General features: G+C 61.4%; 15 protein-coding genes. 9 read left to right on the plus strand and 6 right to left on the minus strand.

Annotated elements, in window-relative coordinates; genetic code table 11:
- The first annotated feature begins 18 nt into the window (after window positions 1-18).
- Genes ASD52_RS25595 through ASD52_RS25615 form a run of 5 tightly spaced genes read left to right on the plus strand, consistent with a single transcriptional unit; the run spans window position 19 to window position 3,903 of the window.
- Complete coding sequence (locus ASD52_RS25595) at window positions 19-882, plus strand: ABC transporter substrate-binding protein (RefSeq protein ID WP_025430120.1); 864 nt, start codon at window positions 19-21, stop codon at window positions 880-882.
- A 21-nt stretch (window positions 883-903) separates the two neighbouring features.
- Window positions 904-1,677, plus strand: coding sequence for a GntR family transcriptional regulator (locus ASD52_RS25600; RefSeq protein ID WP_128090338.1), 774 nt, complete (start codon window positions 904-906; stop codon window positions 1,675-1,677).
- 26 nt (window positions 1,678-1,703) lie between these two features.
- Window positions 1,704-2,444: a BtpA/SgcQ family protein gene (locus ASD52_RS25605; protein WP_025430122.1), complete on the plus strand. Its 741-nt coding sequence runs from the start codon at window positions 1,704-1,706 to the stop codon at window positions 2,442-2,444.
- Complete coding sequence (locus tag ASD52_RS25610) at window positions 2,441-2,959, plus strand: ureidoglycolate lyase (RefSeq protein WP_057225796.1); 519 nt, start codon at window positions 2,441-2,443, stop codon at window positions 2,957-2,959. The genes ASD52_RS25605 and ASD52_RS25610 overlap by 4 nt, the downstream gene beginning before the upstream one ends.
- Window positions 2,956-3,903, plus strand: coding sequence for a carbohydrate kinase family protein (locus tag ASD52_RS25615; RefSeq protein ID WP_025430124.1), 948 nt, complete (start codon window positions 2,956-2,958; stop codon window positions 3,901-3,903). The genes ASD52_RS25610 and ASD52_RS25615 overlap by 4 nt, the downstream gene beginning before the upstream one ends.
- 111 nt (window positions 3,904-4,014) lie before the next feature.
- Here ASD52_RS25615 and ASD52_RS25620 read toward each other — a convergent pair whose 3' ends face one another.
- Window positions 4,015-4,539 carry a BA14K family protein gene (locus ASD52_RS25620; RefSeq protein WP_057217124.1) on the minus strand — a complete coding sequence of 175 codons (525 nt, stop codon included), beginning with the start codon at window positions 4,537-4,539 and terminating at the stop codon, window positions 4,015-4,017.
- 392 nt (window positions 4,540-4,931) lie between these two features.
- Between ASD52_RS25620 and ASD52_RS25625 the strand changes: the two genes are divergently transcribed.
- The 3 genes from ASD52_RS25625 (at window position 4,932) to ASD52_RS25635 (ending at window position 9,954) form a co-directional block, all read left to right on the plus strand.
- Window positions 4,932-6,836 (plus strand): sigma-54-dependent Fis family transcriptional regulator, encoded by a 1,905-nt coding sequence (locus ASD52_RS25625; RefSeq protein WP_057225798.1) that lies wholly within the window; start codon window positions 4,932-4,934, stop codon window positions 6,834-6,836.
- Between the two features lie 161 nt (window positions 6,837-6,997).
- Window positions 6,998-8,074 carry a 2,3-butanediol dehydrogenase gene (locus ASD52_RS25630; RefSeq protein WP_025430127.1) on the plus strand — a complete coding sequence of 359 codons (1,077 nt, stop codon included), beginning with the start codon at window positions 6,998-7,000 and terminating at the stop codon, window positions 8,072-8,074.
- Between the two features lie 77 nt (window positions 8,075-8,151).
- Window positions 8,152-9,954, plus strand: coding sequence for an NAD(P)/FAD-dependent oxidoreductase (locus ASD52_RS25635; protein WP_057225800.1), 1,803 nt, complete (start codon window positions 8,152-8,154; stop codon window positions 9,952-9,954).
- Window positions 9,955-10,070: 116 nt separating this feature from the next.
- Here the strand turns inward: ASD52_RS25635 and ASD52_RS25640 are convergent, their stop codons facing one another.
- The 3 genes from ASD52_RS25640 to ASD52_RS25645 form a co-directional block, all read right to left on the minus strand.
- A complete protein-coding gene (locus ASD52_RS25640) occupies window positions 10,071-11,465 on the minus strand; it encodes an FAD-dependent oxidoreductase (RefSeq protein WP_156408065.1) in 1,395 nt (464 codons plus the stop codon).
- Between the two features lie 15 nt (window positions 11,466-11,480).
- Window positions 11,481-11,858, minus strand: a complete 378-nt coding sequence (locus ASD52_RS38810) for a cupin domain-containing protein (protein ID WP_158268916.1) — start codon at window positions 11,856-11,858, stop codon at window positions 11,481-11,483.
- Between the two features lie 76 nt (window positions 11,859-11,934).
- Window positions 11,935-13,656 (minus strand): amidohydrolase, encoded by a 1,722-nt coding sequence (locus ASD52_RS25645; protein WP_057225802.1) that lies wholly within the window; start codon window positions 13,654-13,656, stop codon window positions 11,935-11,937.
- Window positions 13,657-13,857: 201 nt separating this feature from the next.
- Between ASD52_RS25645 and ASD52_RS25650 the strand changes: the two genes are divergently transcribed.
- Window positions 13,858-14,754, plus strand: coding sequence for a helix-turn-helix transcriptional regulator (locus ASD52_RS25650; RefSeq protein WP_162254183.1), 897 nt, complete (start codon window positions 13,858-13,860; stop codon window positions 14,752-14,754).
- 65 nt (window positions 14,755-14,819) lie between these two features.
- Here the strand turns inward: ASD52_RS25650 and ASD52_RS25655 are convergent, their stop codons facing one another.
- Together ASD52_RS25655 and ASD52_RS38815 are read right to left on the minus strand one after the other, a co-directional pair.
- Window positions 14,820-15,614 carry an ABC transporter permease gene (locus tag ASD52_RS25655; RefSeq protein ID WP_057225806.1) on the minus strand — a complete coding sequence of 265 codons (795 nt, stop codon included), beginning with the start codon at window positions 15,612-15,614 and terminating at the stop codon, window positions 14,820-14,822.
- A 9-nt stretch (window positions 15,615-15,623) separates the two neighbouring features.
- Window positions 15,624-16,508, minus strand: coding sequence for an ABC transporter permease subunit (locus ASD52_RS38815; protein ID WP_057217111.1), 885 nt, complete (start codon window positions 16,506-16,508; stop codon window positions 15,624-15,626).
- Between the last annotated feature and the right edge of the window lie 3 nt (window positions 16,509-16,511).

The following is a 16,511-nucleotide window of genomic DNA, read 5'->3' on the forward strand; positions in this document are numbered from 1 at the left end:
AAAATGGGAGAACAGAAGATGAAACGACTGCTGCCAATAGTTCTGGGACTTGCCTCCACCACATTCATCAGCCTGTGTGTAGCCGGAGGGGCCCATGCCGCGGCCGATGAGAAGCTGGCCGCCGCCCTGCCCGAAGCCGTGCGCGCCGCTGGCAAACTAAACGTCACCATCAGCCTTGCCTATCCGCCGATGGAATACAGCGATGCCGGCTCGACCGACCTGAAGGGTTTCGACATCGATCTCGCCAAGGCCGTCGCCGAGCGCCTCGGCCTGACAGCCGAGTTCCAGAACGTCGAATTCCCGCAGCTCATTCCTCAGGTCGTCACCGGCCGGTCCGACATGATCATGACCGCCTTCTCCGACAAGGTCGAACGCCAGACACAGCTCGATTTCATCGACTACTTCAAGACTGGCAACGTCTTTTATTCCACGGCCGATCAGCAGGGAGAGATCAAGGTTGAAACCGATCTCTGCGGCAAGACCGTGGCCGTGGCGACGGGCACCAGCTGGGTCACATGGGCGGAAAATGTCGGCAAGACCAATTGTGCTGCCGACAAGCCGATCACGGTCATCCAGATCCCCACACAGGCCGAGCACATCATGCAGATCCGCCAAGGCCGTGCACAGGCCTCGGTCATCGGCCTGGAGGGCCTGCTCGATCTGATGAAGCAGGAACCGGGCAAGTTCTACCAGATCGGCAAGGTCGACGAGATCAATTACTACGGCATCGCCTTTGCCAAGGCGAATGGCCCCTTGCGCGATGCGGTTCTTGCAGCGCTCGAGGCGCTGAAGGCGGATGGTACTTATGCACAGATCCTCGATCGTCATGGCTTGAAAGATGCTGCCGTGGAAGAGTTCAAGGTGAACGGAACCACGAAGTAACGGAGCCAAACGGAGCCCGCCTTGACCCATCCCTCCATGCCTGACGCCCCCATCGCCGCCGACGACAGATTGTCGAGATTGCGCCTCGATCTCTATTCGAGCGAGCAACTTTACCGGCAGCTCTACCGGGCGCTTCGAGCCGCAATCCTGAGCGGCGATTTTTCCGAAGGGGAAGCCATTCCCTCGGAAAACCAAATGCGTGACCAGTTCGGCATCGCCCGGACCACGGTGCGCAATGCGATGGCGCTTTTGGTGTCGGAGGGACTGGTCCAGCAGGTTCGCGGCCGGGGCACGATCGTTTCGCACCGGCCGATCAGCCACAATATCTGGAACTTCGGCAGCTTTACGGAACTCGCCCGCCGACAAGGCCAACGCCCGACGACGCGGGTACTGGAGCATCGGGTTGAGAACGGTGAACTGTTCCTGGTGCGCGCTCGCGGGCTTGCCAACGGCGAGACCGTCAACTGGCTGAACGTCGATACGTCGCAGCTCGATCTCGCCCTCTATCCAGGCATCGACCGCTACGATTTCGCGGCGCAATCACTCTACGAGGTATTGCGCCGCGACTATGACCGCAACCCCATTCGCTCGGAATTGCTTTTGACGGTTGTGCCGCCATCCGACCGTTTGCGGGAGGTGTTTGCTCCGGCACACGACGTGCCGGGCTATCTTTGCGCCAGCGGGGATGTGCTCGACGCCAACGATCGGTTGGTCGAACGCACGTCGATCGTCTACTCGCCGGCGGTCCAGATGAAATTCGCCACCCGTTGGGGGCGTGATACCGCGCCGGCCTGATGGCGGCGCGACGCAGGAGAACGAACATGAGCCGCTTCGGCGAGACCTTTACGACGCCAAAACCCATTCTCGGCATGTTGCACCTGGCAGGCGACAGCCCCGAGGGCAAACTCGCCCAAGCCGAGGAAGAAGCCCGCATTATGGCGGGTGAAGGTGTCGATGGATTGGTAGTTGAGAATTATTTCGGCCACGCCGAGGATGTGGAGCGGGTGCTGGAGCGGCTGTTCGGCCTTGATCTCGGCACGCGCATCGGCGTCAATGTGCTACGCGATGATGCGCGCGCATTTGAACTTGCCCGACACTATCCCGTCGCCTTCATCCAGGTCGATTCCGTTGCCGGTCATTTGCCGCCCGAGACGGATGCTCCCTTCGCCGCAGACCTTGCCACCCGCCGTGAAGGCGTCTCGGCGCTGCTGCTCGGGGGCGTGCGGTTCAAATATCAACTGGTCCTGTCCGGCAGGCCGGAAGCAGAGGACGTGCGCATCGGCGCCTCGCGTTGCGACGGCCTCGTGGTGACCTCCGATGCGACGGGCCGGCCGACCGACATGGACAAGGTGGCGCGTTTCCGTGCCGCAACCGGGGGCGGTGTACCGCTCCTGATCGGAGCCGGCCTTACCGAGGCCAATGCCGCCGAACAGCTTGCCCACGCAGACGGCGCCGTCGTCGGAAGCTGGTTCAAGCACGACCATAAGGACACCGGCCGGGTTGAAGCGGCCCACGTCGCCGGCTTGATGCGCGTCGTGCGTGCTGCAAGGAGTGCCGCATGAGCGCTCCGGATGCCGTCCTCGCCCGGCCGGTGACCGCCGAAAACTTTTCGCGGTTCGGTACGACCTACAACCTGACTGACGATTCAGATCCCAAGGCGATATGGACGGCGGGCGACGGCTGGCGAGACGGGTTCACCGCCGCACCGCTGATTGAGGGCTCTGGCCACCTTGGCATCACGCGCGGCGGCGGCGGACCATGGCTCTGCGCGGCAATGGAGCGGCACCTGGGAACTGAAGAGGCGCTGTTCTGCGCATCCCAACCGATCGTGCTGGCCGTCGCGCCCGCATCCGACGCAGAGGCACCGCATCGCGATGACCTTGAAGCATTCGTGATTGCGCCGGGGCAAGTGGTAGTGATGCATCGTGGCGTCTGGCACGACGCTTGCCGCGGCGTTTCGGGCCCTGCGCCCTACTATTGGATGGCGATATGTGGCTTCGGTGAAAGCCCCTGGGTGCCTGTGGCTGGCGGACCACGCCTGATCAAGGCGGCCAACCAGGAAGGACTGAGCGCATGACAACCTTTTTCATCGGTGACGTGGCGCTCGACGAATATTACACCGCCGATCGCTGGCCGGGTCGTGCGGACAAGGGCATGGTCGCCGAACTGCCGGCGGAAACCGGCGGCTCTATCGCCAACGCCGCTGTGGTACATGCGGCACTGGGCGGCCGAACGCAGTTCATCTCATTGCTCAACGACAGCCCGCTGTCAAAACGGCTGATTGCCGACCTCGTGGAGAACGGCGTCGGCGTCAGCCACATGCTGACCGACCCTGCTATTCCCGAATCGCGCAACCTGATCTTCCTGGTCGATGGCGAGCACATCGTGCTGACTGTTGAGATGGGCGAACAACCGATGTGGCTGTCACCGGACAGTTTGACGGCGCTGCGTCAGCCCGGATTGATGTATACGACCCTCTATCGTGTCCGCCGGCTGCACGTGCGGACGGAAAGCGGCATTCTGAAACAGGCCGGACTTCTGGCCGACCTGCGCCAGCACGGGCGCCGCGCCATCTTCGATCTCGACGTCGGCGGCTGCACGCCTGAGGACATGCCCTATCTCAAAGGTGCGGCGGTGGTCATCTTCAACCAGGTCGGCTTCCGTACCGCCTTCGGCCATGAAGACCTGTCGTGCATCGGAGACTGGATGCGCGATCATGACATCGACTGGGTGGTGCGCACGCTGGCGGCCGAGGGCGCAGAGGCGCGTAACGGTGACACGATACTGCGCGCTAGCGGGTTTCCCGTCGATGTCGTCGACGTGACTGGCGCTGGCGATACCTTTGGCGGCGTGCTGACCTGGTGTCTTGAACAGAACCAACCCTTTGCCGATGCCTTGAACTTCGCCGTGGCTGCCGCAGCCCGCTCAGTCACCGTCCATGGTCCCCGCGGCGGCAAGGCCAACGCCGACGAAATCCTTCGCTGGTGCGATGACAGAACCCGGCACCGGCCGCGCCATTGAGCGCGGATTTCGATGATATATCGTCCCGGGCGACGGTACAGATTGCTTGCCAGCAGTCCAAACCCGTCCAGATAGCGGATGAATCCGTTTAACGGCGTACCTCAACCGCGCTCAATAGTAAGGTGAGACGCACGCTTGTCGCGGACCGTAATAGGGCTGGAATGTATCGTCGTATGCCCTATAGGAACGGTAGCGCGCGTAGCACCAGCGCATATGTGCACTGCCGCCGCCGTAGACTTGGCGGTAGTAGCGTGGCGCATAATAGCGTGGCGCATAATAGCGCTGCCGGTAGTAGTTCCCGCCATAGTAGTTCCCGCCATAGTAGTTATTGCCGTAGTAGTTCCCGCCGTAGTAACCGGGGCCATAATATCTGGGTTGAGCCAGCAGCCCGCCGATAACGGCGCCGGCGGCAAGCCCACCCAGTGCCCAAGCCCAATCGTCACCACCACCGTTGTGATGATGTCCGTGGTTGTACCCGCCGTAGCCGCCGTAGCCGCCGCGATATCGCCTGTACTGAACCAGCTGGGCTTGCGGCGCCTCAATCCCTGGCGCGGCAATTGTGGGAAATGCCATGACCGGCGGAGCGCTTGTCAGCGCAGTCGCAAGCGACAAGGCAACGATTGCAAACCTTTTCATTGGCTTCACCTTTCCTCTGCAGCGCCACACGTCGAATTCGGCGCGCAAAGGACACTGCAGTCCTTTAAATCGCGGCCTAATTCTACCCTAAAATCGAACTTGAGTTGAGGAATTATATATCGGCCGGAAAGCATCCCGTTCCGCTCACGGACGCTTGAATGAAATGCTTCGAATGCGGGAATGCCTGCCTTCTCCGCAAACCCTGGAAGGTGCCCCGCTTCAACAGCTACCGGTCGCGCTGAGACCCGTTCGCACGCAGTTTGTGTTTTCGACCAGGCGATCGCGCTCAAACTGAACGAAATGTCCGCCGGCCCTTTACAAAGCCGTTTCGCCATGGACACATTCGCGTTCGGAGGAATGGAGGAGCGTGGCAGCAATGCCATTGAAGTTCCATGGTTTCACATTCTGAACATGTCCGCGAGATCGAGCGGGTGGGACAGGGCCTGGCAACGGGACGCGACGACATTGTCGTCAAGTCGTGGCTGCGGTGCCTTGATCAGCACAAGCTGGATCCAGCGCAGACATGCGAAGCCTACATCCTGCCTGAACAGCGCCTTCGCGAGCATCGGCAGGAAGCCGAGGACCTTATCAGGATCGCGCGGTCAGGCCTTGAAAACCTCTACAACCAGGTCGCCGGACAGAACTACGTTCTGCTGCTCTCCGACAGGAAAGGCGTGACAGTCGAATTTCTGGGCGATCCTTCCTTCGACAACAACCTGCGCCGGGCCGGCCTCTACCTTGGATCCGACTGGGCCGAAGCGCGGGCGGGTACCTGCGCCGTCGGTGCCTGTCTGGAGACCGGCGAGGCCTTGACGATCCACCAGAGTGACCATTTCGACACGACGCATACGCCGCTCTCCTGCACCGCAGCACCGATCTACGATACAGAAGGCGGGCTTTCGGCCGTTCTCGACATTTCTCTGCTCAGCTCTCCAATCCTGAAGGCAAGCCAGAACCTTGCGCGCCACCTTGTGGCCGCCACCGTGCGTCGTATCGAGCTCGCCAACCTGATGGCTCGGACGCGCCATGAATGGGTGCTGCGCTTTGCCCGCTCGCCCGAGTTTCTCGACGTCGATCCTGAGGCGGCGATCTCGATCGACGGCCGCGGCCACATCATCGGCATGACCCATGGCGGCGCACGGATCCTGGCGCGTTCGGCCGGGCTCGACTGGCGTGACCCGCAAAACCTCATCGGGCAACCGATGTCCCGTTTCTTCGATATCGGGGTTGATGGCCTGGTGGAGTTGACCCGTTGCAGGCCGACTGAGGAACGGCTTCTGACCGCGCGTGACGGAAATGCTCTCTTTGCCCACGCGATCGAACCGCAGTTTCCTGTCGGCCGGTCGGCCGGCAAGATCGCAACGGCCTCGCCCTCTCGACGGCTCGGCGGCCTGGTGCCGGTGATCGCAGCTCTTCAGGATCGGATCACCAAACTCGCGCCGACCGCATTGCCGGTCCTCATCCAGGGCGAGACCGGTTCGGGCAAGGAGCACCTCGCCCGAACAATCCATGACTGCAGCGGCCTCAAGGGTAAGTTCGTTGCGATCAATTGTGCCGCGTTGCCCGAGCATCTGATCGAGAGCGAACTCTTCGGCTATCTGCCCGGCGCCTTCACCGGGGCATCGCCCAAGGGGCGCAAGGGCCTGATAGAACAGGCCGACGGCGGAACCCTCTTCCTCGACGAGATCGGCGACATGCCCCTCACCCTGCAGACAAGATTGCTACGGGTCCTGGCGGAACGGGAGATCCTGCCGATTGGCGGGCAGGAACCGAAATCGGTGAACCTGCGCATCGTCTCGGCAACGCACCGGCCGCTGCAGCAACTGGTGCAGGAGGGGCGCTTCCGCGAAGACCTGTTCTATCGTCTGAATGCCGTCGTGTTCCATATGCCGCCGCTTCGCGATCGGGCGGATTTCGAATGGCTGCTCGCGACACTCCTCGAAAAACACCGCACCGAGGAGCGACCTTTGCACATCTCGTCGGACGCGCTGGCCGCGCTGAAGGCGCATGGCTGGCCCGGGAATATTCGCGAGCTGGATAACGTTCTCGCCGTCGCCGCTGCCGTCTGCGACGAAAACAGGATTGAACTCGGCGACCTGCCGGACCACCTCACAGCGACGCCGACAGGCAAGACTGAAGGTCCTTCCCCAATCGGAAAGACCGATGACGGCACGGCGCTCGAGATCATGCTCTCTTCCTGCGGCTGGAACATCTCCGAGGCGGCCCGGCGCCTGGGCGTCGATCGCTCCACCGTCCATCGTCAGATCAAGCGCCACCGGCTGCGCGCCAAGCACTAGCATGCAACAGGTGTGGCACCACACCTGTTGCATCCGCCTCAGGTGGACGATGCCCACCAGGTCGAGCTACGCCATTGATTAGCAACGACATTCAAACCTGACCCAGCCCTGGCACGCCCCTTGCTCCGTACTGTCGCAACAAAAGGCAGAACGGAGGAAACATGCGCGCACTCAGATTTCATGCAGCCAGGGATCTGCGGCTTGAACAGATCTCGCCACCCGATCGCAATCCGGGGCCAGGCCAGGTCCTCATCCGCAATCGCTTTGTCGGCATCTGTGGCACGGACTTGCACGAATACGCCTATGGCCCGATTTTCATTCCAAGCGAACCGCACCCGTTCACCGGCGCGCGGGCGCCACAGATTCTCGGGCACGAGTTCGGTGGCATCGTCGAGGCGATCGGCGACGGCGTAAACACCATTGCGGTCGGAGACAGGGTATCCGTTCAACCGCTGATCATGCCGCGATCCGGCGACTACTTTGCCGATCGCGGTCTTTACCACCTCAGCACCGACCTCGCCTTGGCGGGCCTCAGCTGGCAGTGGGGCGGGATGGCGGAACATGCCACGCTCAACGAATACAACGTCCAGAAGATCCCCGATGCGATGAGCGACGAGGAGGCAGCCCTTGTCGAACCGACTGCGGTTGCCGTCTATGCCTGCGATCGCGGTGGCGTGACGGCGGGAAGCAGCGTGCTCGTCACCGGTGCCGGACCGATCGGCATCCTGACACTGCTGGCGGCAAGGGCAGCCGGCGCAGCACAGCTGTTCGTCTCCGACATCAACGATGCGCGGCTCGATTTCGCAAGATCGATCCTGCCCGATCTGATCACGATCAATCCCAAACGGGACAATCCCGGCGACATCGTTCGGGCGACGTCGGAAGGCAAGGTCGGTTGCGATGTCGCGATCGAATGCGTCGGCAACGAACATGCGCTGAAAGCCTGCGTCGATGCCGTGCGCAAGCAGGGTGTCGTCGTGCAAACGGGTCTGCATCCGCACGAGAACCCGCTCGACTGGTTCCAGGTGACCTTCAAGGACATCGACCTGCGCGGATCCTGGGCCTACCCGACCCACTACTGGCCGCGCGTCATCCGGCTGATCGCATCGGGTCTGCTTCCGGCCGCCAAGGTTGTGACGAGCACCATCACGCTCGACCGGGCCGTTGCCCAAGGCTTCGACGCCTTGCTCGATCCGGCCGGCAAGCAACTGAAGATCCTGATCGACCTTACAAAATGATCATCCGGGCACGCCGGGGAAGGAGGAGCTTCCCCGGCGTTTGCCACCTGACACTCGAGCAACACGGAGGAGATACCATGCTTGAAGACAGCCCCAACACGAAGATAGACGCAGCCCTTGCCAAGCTCGGCAAGGCGCTGGAGCGCGGAGATGTCGAAGCCGCGGTCAACCTGTTCCAGGCTGACTGCTATTGGCGAGACCTGGTCACGTTCACCTGGAACCTGCGCACGATGGAGGGCCACGACCAGATCCGCGACATGCTGACAAGGCAACTGAAAACAATCAAACCATCGCGATTTCGCCAGGATGAGAAGGAACTGGCAAGCGACGGCGACGGCATCACGCAGGGCTGGTTCGAATTCGAAACGGATGTTGCGCGTGGCTATGGCCATATCCGTCTGAAGAATGGCCTGATCTGGACGCTATTGACGACGATGAGCGAGCTCAAGGGGCATGAGGAACCCAAGGGTCTGAAGCGACCGATGGGGGCGGAACACGGCCACGACCCCAATCGCAAGACCTGGAGCGAAAAACGCCAGGCGGAAGCCGCCGGACTTGGTTACGAGACGCAGCCCTACGTCGTCATCATCGGCGGCGGCCAGGGCGGCATTGCGCTCGGTGCGCGCCTGCGCCAACTCGGCGTACCTACGATCATCATCGAGAAGAACGAGCGACCCGGCGACAGCTGGCGCAAGCGATACAAGTCACTCTGCCTGCACGACCCCGTCTGGTACGACCACCTGCCCTACATCCCCTTCCCGGAGAACTGGCCGGTCTTTGCGCCGAAGGACAAGATCGGCGACTGGCTGGAGATGTACACCAAGGTGATGGAGCTCAACTACTGGAACTCGACCACCTGCAAATCCGCTTCCTATGATGAGGACAAGCAGGAATGGACCGTCGTTGTCGAGCGCGATGGCAAGGAAGTGGTGCTGAAGCCGAAACAACTTGTGCTCGCCACGGGCATGTCCGGCAAGGCCAACGTTCCCAAATTCATGGGACAGGAGATTTTCAGGGGCGAGCAGCAGCATTCCTCCCAACATCCGGGCCCCGACGCTTACAAGGGCAAGAAGGTGGTGGTGGTCGGGGCCAACAACTCGGCGCACGACATTTGCGCCGCACTGTGGGAGGCGGGCGCCGACGTCACCATGGTCCAGCGCTCCTCGACCCACATCGTACGATCGGATTCGCTGATGGAGATCGGGCTCGGCGACCTCTATTCCGAGCGGGCGGTTGCGGCCGGCATGACGACACGCAAGGCAGACCTCATCTTCGCCTCGCTGCCCTATAGGATCATGCACGAGTTCCAGATCCCGCTCTACGACAAGATGCGCGAGCGCGACGCCAAGTTCTACGCGGATCTCGAAAAGGCGGGCTTCATGCTCGACTGGGGCGCCGACGGCTCCGGCCTGTTCATGAAATACCTGCGCCGCGGCTCGGGATATTACATCGATGTCGGCGCCTGCGACCTCATCATCGACGGCTCGATCAAGCTGAAATCCGGTTCAGACGTTGATCACCTGACCGAAACGTCGGTGGTACTCAAGGACGGCACGGAGCTACCGGCGGATCTGGTCGTCTATGCCACCGGCTACGGCTCGATGAACGGCTGGGCGGCCGATCTCATCAGCCGCGAGGTGGCCGAAAAGGTCGGCAAATGCTGGGGTCTGGGCTCCGACACGCCAAAGGACCCCGGCCCGTGGGAAGGCGAGCAGCGCAACATGTGGAAGCCGACACAGCAGGAAGCCCTCTGGTTTCACGGCGGCAACCTGCATCAGTCACGGCACTATTCGCAGTACCTCTCCCTGCAATTGAAAGCCCGCCAGGCCGGCATCGAAACGCCGGTCTACGGCTTGCAGGAAAGCCATCACCGCGGCTGACGCCGTGAGGATTGGCCGGAGCCAGTCTTCGGCCAATCCCGTCCATCGCTTGCGCTACATAAAAATCAGGCAGGCCCAGGCGTTCGCGAGCTGAGCCCTATCTAGAGGATTGCCACTCAACTCAACGGAAAGCCCATTGCCGAAACCAGCCTGAGCCACGGCTTGCGCCATCCGCCCTTTTGGTCGGCCGTATCGAGCGCATACATCGTGACCTGGGCCCCAAGCCAGCGAAAGGGCTCCGGCGGCACGACGTTGGGCAGCTGCGTTGCGAAATCCAGCCTGCTCTCCGAAGTCTTCGAGCCGTCGAGAATGTCGAGCGCTATGCGTGCGCCGAACCTCGACGCGGAGACCCCAAAACCCGAGTAGCCGCCGGCATAAACCACCTTGCCTGCGTGGTATCTCTGGAAATGCACCGCCATGCGTGTGCTGAGATCGATCGGGCCGCTCCAGGCATGCGTGAAACGGTGGCCCTGCAACTGCGGAAACGTATCGAAGAACGCGGCCGCCAGCGGCTCATAGGTCTCGACGTCGCTATCCACGCTTGGCGACGTCGTGCCCGCGAAGGCATAGCCGAGCCTTCCCCCGAAGATGATCCGGTTGTCTTTCGTCAGGCGCATATAGTTCATCTGGGTCCGGGTATCGTAAACACCCTGCCGGTTCTTCCAGCCGACCGACGCCAGCTGTTGCTCAGACAACGGCTCGGTCGCGAGCACCCGATCTCTGACGGCGACAACACGGCGCTTGATGCCGGGATGGCCGGAAGCGAATGCGTTGGTGGCCAGCAGCACCTTTGGCGCGGTCACCGAGCCGAAGGGCGTCTTGACCTTGATCTTGGGCCCGACCTCATCGAGCGCCAGCAACTCCGTATTCTCAAAGATCTCAACGCCGAGAGAAAGGGCCGTTCGTTTCAAACCCCAGGCGAGCAAGGCCGGGTGCACCGTGCCGCTGATATCCTTTGACCAGATCCCCGCCTTGTAGCGCGGCGATCCGATCTGCGCCTGGACCGCGTCCTGATCTAGAAACACGGCCTGATGGCCATATTGAAGGTGCAGTTCATGCTCCCTGCGAAGAGCTTCGAGATGGTCTGCATCCACGGCAACGGTCAGTTCGCCGCCCCACTCGGCGTGGCAGTCGATACCATGGTCGAAAATGGTCTGCATGAACCCATGCATGTTTTTCTTGCCCAACCGCTCCAGCTCGGCGATGTCGTTGGGGAACACGCGCACCGCATTGGACAGGCCGTGCATCACCGACGTGGAGACGACGCCGCCCGGGCGACCGGAAGCGCCGTTTGCGACGGTGCTCTTTTCGATCAGCACCACATCGAGATCGGGTTGCGCCTGTTTGGCCTGGATTGCGCCCCAGAGGCCAGTGAAACCGCCACCGACGATCAGCAGATCAGCCTTTCGATGGGCCGTCAGCGGCGGCAGCGCCTCGGGAGCATCCGGCCGATCCAGCCAGAACGGCGACATCTTCACGTCGGCAAGCGACGCTACCGACGGTCGTTGCATTGGGTGTGCCATAGGTCACCCGTCAGTCTTTGCTGTATGCAAGACGTAGACTTTGCGCATCGTCTCCAGCACCTCGAACCGGACCTCAACCCCCTGCGGCAGCAGGTAGCTTTCGCCGGCTTGGAACGTCTCCACCGATCCGTCCGGGCTGGTGATCGAGACTTTTCCCGAGAGGATGACGCTGTACTCCACCCCGTCAGGGTAGGAGAGCATTTCGGCATAGGGCGTCGATTGCCATGTACCGACGACGATCGAGCCGTCGGCGCTCTCGAAGTGGACATCGCCCATCTCGTCGGCAAAACCCGATAGGATCGCTTCGACGGGCACGACGCTGCACTTTTCCAACTCGCGCAGGCCGACGCCATTGCGATCGATTTTCATTACCTTGGACATGTATGCTCCTGAATGCATGGTCAGTGGTTGGCGGGACGGGAGGCTGCCCGGCCCCGCCGGATGCGGTTTGGGGCTGCTATTTCGCCCGATAGACTTCCGTTCCGGCGACATAGGTCGCCTCGACATGCCGCTTGCGAATGGACCGGTCGACGGGGTCGGGAAGCTTGGCGTCGAGCACGACGAAGTCTGCCCATTTGCCGGTCGAAATCGAGCCGATCTCATTGGCCCACGGCGTCATGTTGGCGCCGGCCTGGGTGTAGGCGAACAGGGCCTCGTCAAAAGTGACCGCCTGCTCGGGGTGCCATGGACCATCGCCGAGCCCGAACGGGCTTTCGCGGAAAACGGCATCGTTGATCTGGGTCAGTGGGCTGAGCGGCGATGTCGCCCAGTCGGATCCGAACACGACGGGAACCTTGTGCTGCAGCATCGACTTCCAGACATAGGCATGGCTTTCGCGCTCATGGCCTACCCGCTCGGTGATGTATTTTCCGATCGTGCCGGTTGCGTGGTTCGGTTGCATCGACGCGACGATGCCGAGCTTCTTGAAACGCTCGATATCGGGCGGAGAGATGATTTCGATATGCTCGACGCGATTGGGGTATTTGCCGGGTGATTGTCCCTTTTCGAATGCGTTCAGCGTCATCTGCACGCCGGCATCGCCAATCGCGTGGACGGCGGTCGGGAAACCGTTGTCGTTGGCAGCCTTGATCAGTGCGCTGAGATCAGCCTCCGACTGGAAGGGCTCTCCCTTCCATCCCGTGCGATCCGAGTAGTTTTCAAGCAGGTAGGCCGTGTGGGTCGACAGCACCCCGTCGACCACCGACTTGGCGTAACCGACCGTCAGGAGTGGCCCCTTCACCTTGGTCTCGCCGCTGGCAGCCACGCGGCTGTCGACGGTCTCACGATCCTTTGCCGCCGCCGGAATATTTGCAGCCTTGTCCTCGAAGAAACCGTACCAGACCCGCAATGACAGGTTCTTGTCCTCGACGAGTTTCAGATAGTCGTAGACAGCGGCGATGGACGACATGTCATGAACGCCGGTCAGGCCGACGCTGTTGGCAAACTTCACAGTCTGCAGCAGCGCTTCGGCGCGTTCCTTGTCGGAATAGGCCGGCTTCTTGTTGGTGATGAGGTCGCCAGCGCCTTCTAGCAGGATCCCGGTCGGATCTCCGGTCTTGGCGTCGACGACGATCTCGCCCCCGGCGGGCACCTCGGATTTCGCGGTGACGCCGCCGATTTCCAATGCCTTGGTGTTCACCCAGATCGAGTGGAAATCGATATCGCGCAGAACGACGGGGCGATCCTTGACCACGGCGTCGATGTCTTCCTTCGTCGGAAGCTTGCCCTCCTTCAGCGTATAGTCCCAACCGCCTCCGGTGATCCACACGCCTGGCGGCAGGCGTTCATCCGCCTCCTTGATCTTCTTCAGCCACGTTTCCTTGTCTGGGATGTAGGAGAGATCGACGCCAGTGACGTAGTCCGTGCCGCTTGTCAGATGCGTATGTCCATCGATGAAGCCGGGCGTGACAGTCTTACCGCCGAGATCGAGCACCGTGGTCTTGCCATCGGCGAGCGACCGGATCTCGGCGCTGGTGCCGACCGCCACGAACTTTCCGCCCTCGACGGCAAAGGCTTCCGCTCGAGGCGTATTCGGATCGACGGTCCGCACGTCGCCATTGACGGCGATAAGGTCGGCAGCTGCATTCGCAACCGTCGACGATGATCCGGCCGCAAGCGCGGCGAGCATGGTGCCAGCCAGAAGCTGGTGCAGCAGAACAGGTGATTTCTTGGTGCGCACGTCTTTCCCTCCCGAGGTCCGAACAGATGAAGCGGATGCATGGAGTAAGCGGCAATGCGGCCGGATGCGGAATACTCCAAAGGGCTAGGTTCGCCGATCGGCGGTTGGCGCGGGCGTTCCGACCATGTCCGCAACAGGCCATGGCCATGTCTTGCGGCCGTTTCGAAACTCACCTACGCTCGCGCGAGGGAGGACATTTTCATGAACGGGAGTATCGCGACGAGCGAGCCAGGCACGGTTACGCAGTCGCCTGCAATCAATGAACTGGCAATGTCACTGATCGGCAATATCGGTCGACTTGATTTCCAGGAGCGCTTGACTGAGGCACTGAAGCAGCACGTTTCCGTGGATGCGGGGCTGATCCTGCTCTATCGCGGCGACAGTGCGCCGAAGATACTCTTCAACGATTGGCAGACGCATCGCGGCCTGTCCGACATCCGGCATTACCTTCAGGGCCCCTACCGGCTCGATCCGTTCTATCAACTCGCTGTCGAGAACGAAGATGACGGGCTTTATCGCCTGAGCCAGATCGCGCCTTCGTTCGATCGAACCCAGTACTACCGCGAATACTACCAGCATTCCGGACTTCATGACGAGTTCAACTTCATCGTCAGCCTCGACGATGCCTCGAAGATCGCGATCTCTCTCGGCCGCAAGCGGTCGAGCATCGCGTTCAGCGCACAGGAAGTGCAACTGCTCGAGAGCCTCGCTCCGATCCTGCGCACGGCAGTCATCCGCCATTTCCGCGACCTCAGACCCGAGACGCTTGATGGCGAGGCTTCCGCGTTGCAGAAGGCGCTTGCCCAGGCGATAGGCAATTTCGGCCGCAGCGTCCTGACGGAGCGCGAATGCCAGGTCGCTCAGCTCGTTCTGCGCGGCTACTCCGTCAAAGGGGCTGCGGCGCGACTCGGCATCTCGCCGACAACAGTGAAGCTCCACCGCCGAAATCTCTACTCGAAGCTGGATATCACGTCACAAACGGCGCTGTTTGCGTTGTTCATAGATGCAGTCTCTTCGGCCAGGAACGTATACGAAGACCCGCTATCCGGCTACCTCGCCAAGCGCGGGCAGCTCACGGGCGAACTTGCCTGCAACTGACGGATGTCCGTTGCAGGCGACTGAGGCCTTATTAACGCTATGGGCTCCGCCACCGGACCGAACGCCTAAACGGCAAGACTGCTCTTTGCCGATGGCCTGGACACGATGCGTGACGCCACCAGGCCGAAGACGACGACACCAAGGATGATCGTCGAGATGGCGTTGACCTCAGGGGTCACGCCGAACTTGATCTGCGAATAGATCTTCATCGGCAAGGTCGAGGCTCCGGGCCCGGTCGTGAAACTCGATATCACGAGATCGTCGAGCGACAGCGTGAACGACAGCAGCCAGGCCGAGACGAAGGCCGGAACCATGTTCGGCACGGCCACCTTCACGAACGCCAGGAATGGCGGGCAGCCGAGATCTCTTGCGGCCTCCTCCAGCGACGGATCGAGTTCGGCCAGTCGGGATTGCATCACCACTGCCGCAAAGCACATGGTGAAGGTGGCATGGGCAAGCGTGATCGTTACAGGGCCGCGATCGATGCCCAACGTCACGAACATCAACAACATCGACACTCCCATTACCACCTCCGGCATCACCATCGGCGCCACCAGCATGCCGTTGAAGATATGATGGCCACGAAAGCGCCGAATTCTGACAGTCACGATCGCCGCAAGCGATCCGAGAACGGTCGCGAATGTTGCCGAGATCGCCGCCACGAGAAAGCTGATCTTGGCGCCCTCGACGATCGACGGATTGGTGATCGCGGCCGTGTACCACTGAGTGGAGAACCCGCCCCAGACGGTGACCAGCCGCGAGGCGTTGAAGCTGTAGGCAACCAGAACCACGATCGGCAGGTAGAGGAAGGTGAGCCCGGTGAAAATGGAAAGCCGGTTGAACCAGGATGGCTGGGGCATAGTCGCTCCTCACTTAGAGGTTCGAGACAAACGTGTCTGAAACAGGACGATGGGTATCACCAGGATGACGAGAAGCAGCACGGTGACGGCGGAGGCCACCGGCCAGTCCCGGTTGTTGAAGAACTCGATCCAGATCGTCCTGCCGATCATCTGTGTGTCCGCACCTCCAAGCAGGTCAGGCACGACGAATTCGCCGATGACCGGGATGAAGACCAGTGCACATCCTGCGGCAACACCCCTCAAACTGAGTGGAAAGGTGACGCGCCAGAATGCCGCCATGCGCGAGCAACCGAGATCGCGTGCCGCCTCGATCAAGGTACGGTCGCTGGCACTGAGATTGGCGTAGATCGGCAGCACCATGAACGGCAGGTAGGTGTAGACGATGCCGATATAGATCGCGGTCTCGGTGTTCATGATCCGCAGCGGCTCGGAGATGATGCCGAGGTTAAGGAGCAGCGAATTCAACAGCCCGTCGTTGCGCAGAATGCTCATCCAGGCATAGACGCGGATCAGCATCGAGCTCCAGAACGGCACGATCACGAGGAAGATGAGGAAGGAGCGCGACGCCGGCGCGCAACTGGCGATGCCGTAGGCTAGCGGATAGGCGATCGCCAGCATCAGTGCCGTCGAAATCGCCGCCACCTTCAGGCTCGTGAGATAGGCAAGGAGATAGGTGTTTTCACCCAGCACAAAAATGAAGTTCTCAAGATTGAGCCGAATGCTGAGCAGCGATCCCTGCCAGGCAAATAGCGGCTCATAGGGTGGCATGCCGAGGCGAACGGACGAGAGGCTGATCGCCAGCACGAGCAGAAACGGAATGAGAAAGAAGACGGCCAGCCAGCCGTAGGGCACGAGCACCAGTGCGCGCCGGCCGAGATCAGGTTTTGATTGCATCGT

This window comes from Ensifer sp. Root142 (assembly GCF_001426785.1).
Classification (GTDB): Bacteria; Pseudomonadota; Alphaproteobacteria; order Rhizobiales; family Rhizobiaceae; genus Ensifer; species Ensifer canadensis.

Coding starts and splice junctions, on each gene's coding strand:
- ASD52_RS25595 (WP_025430120.1), top strand. CDS start 19: ATGAAACGACTGCTGCCAATAGTTCTGGGACTTGCCTCCACCACATTC.
- ASD52_RS25605 (WP_025430122.1), top strand. CDS start 1,704: ATGAGCCGCTTCGGCGAGACCTTTACGACGCCAAAACCCATTCTCGGC.
- ASD52_RS25610 (WP_057225796.1), top strand. CDS start 2,441: ATGAGCGCTCCGGATGCCGTCCTCGCCCGGCCGGTGACCGCCGAAAAC.
- ASD52_RS25615 (WP_025430124.1), top strand. CDS start 2,956: ATGACAACCTTTTTCATCGGTGACGTGGCGCTCGACGAATATTACACC.
- ASD52_RS25620 (WP_057217124.1), bottom strand. CDS start 4,539: ATGAAAAGGTTTGCAATCGTTGCCTTGTCGCTTGCGACTGCGCTGACA.
- ASD52_RS25625 (WP_057225798.1), top strand. CDS start 4,932: ATGGTTTCACATTCTGAACATGTCCGCGAGATCGAGCGGGTGGGACAG.
- ASD52_RS25630 (WP_025430127.1), top strand. CDS start 6,998: ATGCGCGCACTCAGATTTCATGCAGCCAGGGATCTGCGGCTTGAACAG.
- ASD52_RS25635 (WP_057225800.1), top strand. CDS start 8,152: ATGCTTGAAGACAGCCCCAACACGAAGATAGACGCAGCCCTTGCCAAG.
- ASD52_RS25640 (WP_156408065.1), bottom strand. CDS start 11,465: ATGCAACGACCGTCGGTAGCGTCGCTTGCCGACGTGAAGATGTCGCCG.
- ASD52_RS38810 (WP_158268916.1), bottom strand. CDS start 11,858: ATGTCCAAGGTAATGAAAATCGATCGCAATGGCGTCGGCCTGCGCGAG.
- ASD52_RS25650 (WP_162254183.1), top strand. CDS start 13,858: ATGAACGGGAGTATCGCGACGAGCGAGCCAGGCACGGTTACGCAGTCG.
- ASD52_RS25655 (WP_057225806.1), bottom strand. CDS start 15,614: ATGCCCCAGCCATCCTGGTTCAACCGGCTTTCCATTTTCACCGGGCTC.
- ASD52_RS38815 (WP_057217111.1), bottom strand. CDS start 16,508: ATGCAATCAAAACCTGATCTCGGCCGGCGCGCACTGGTGCTCGTGCCC.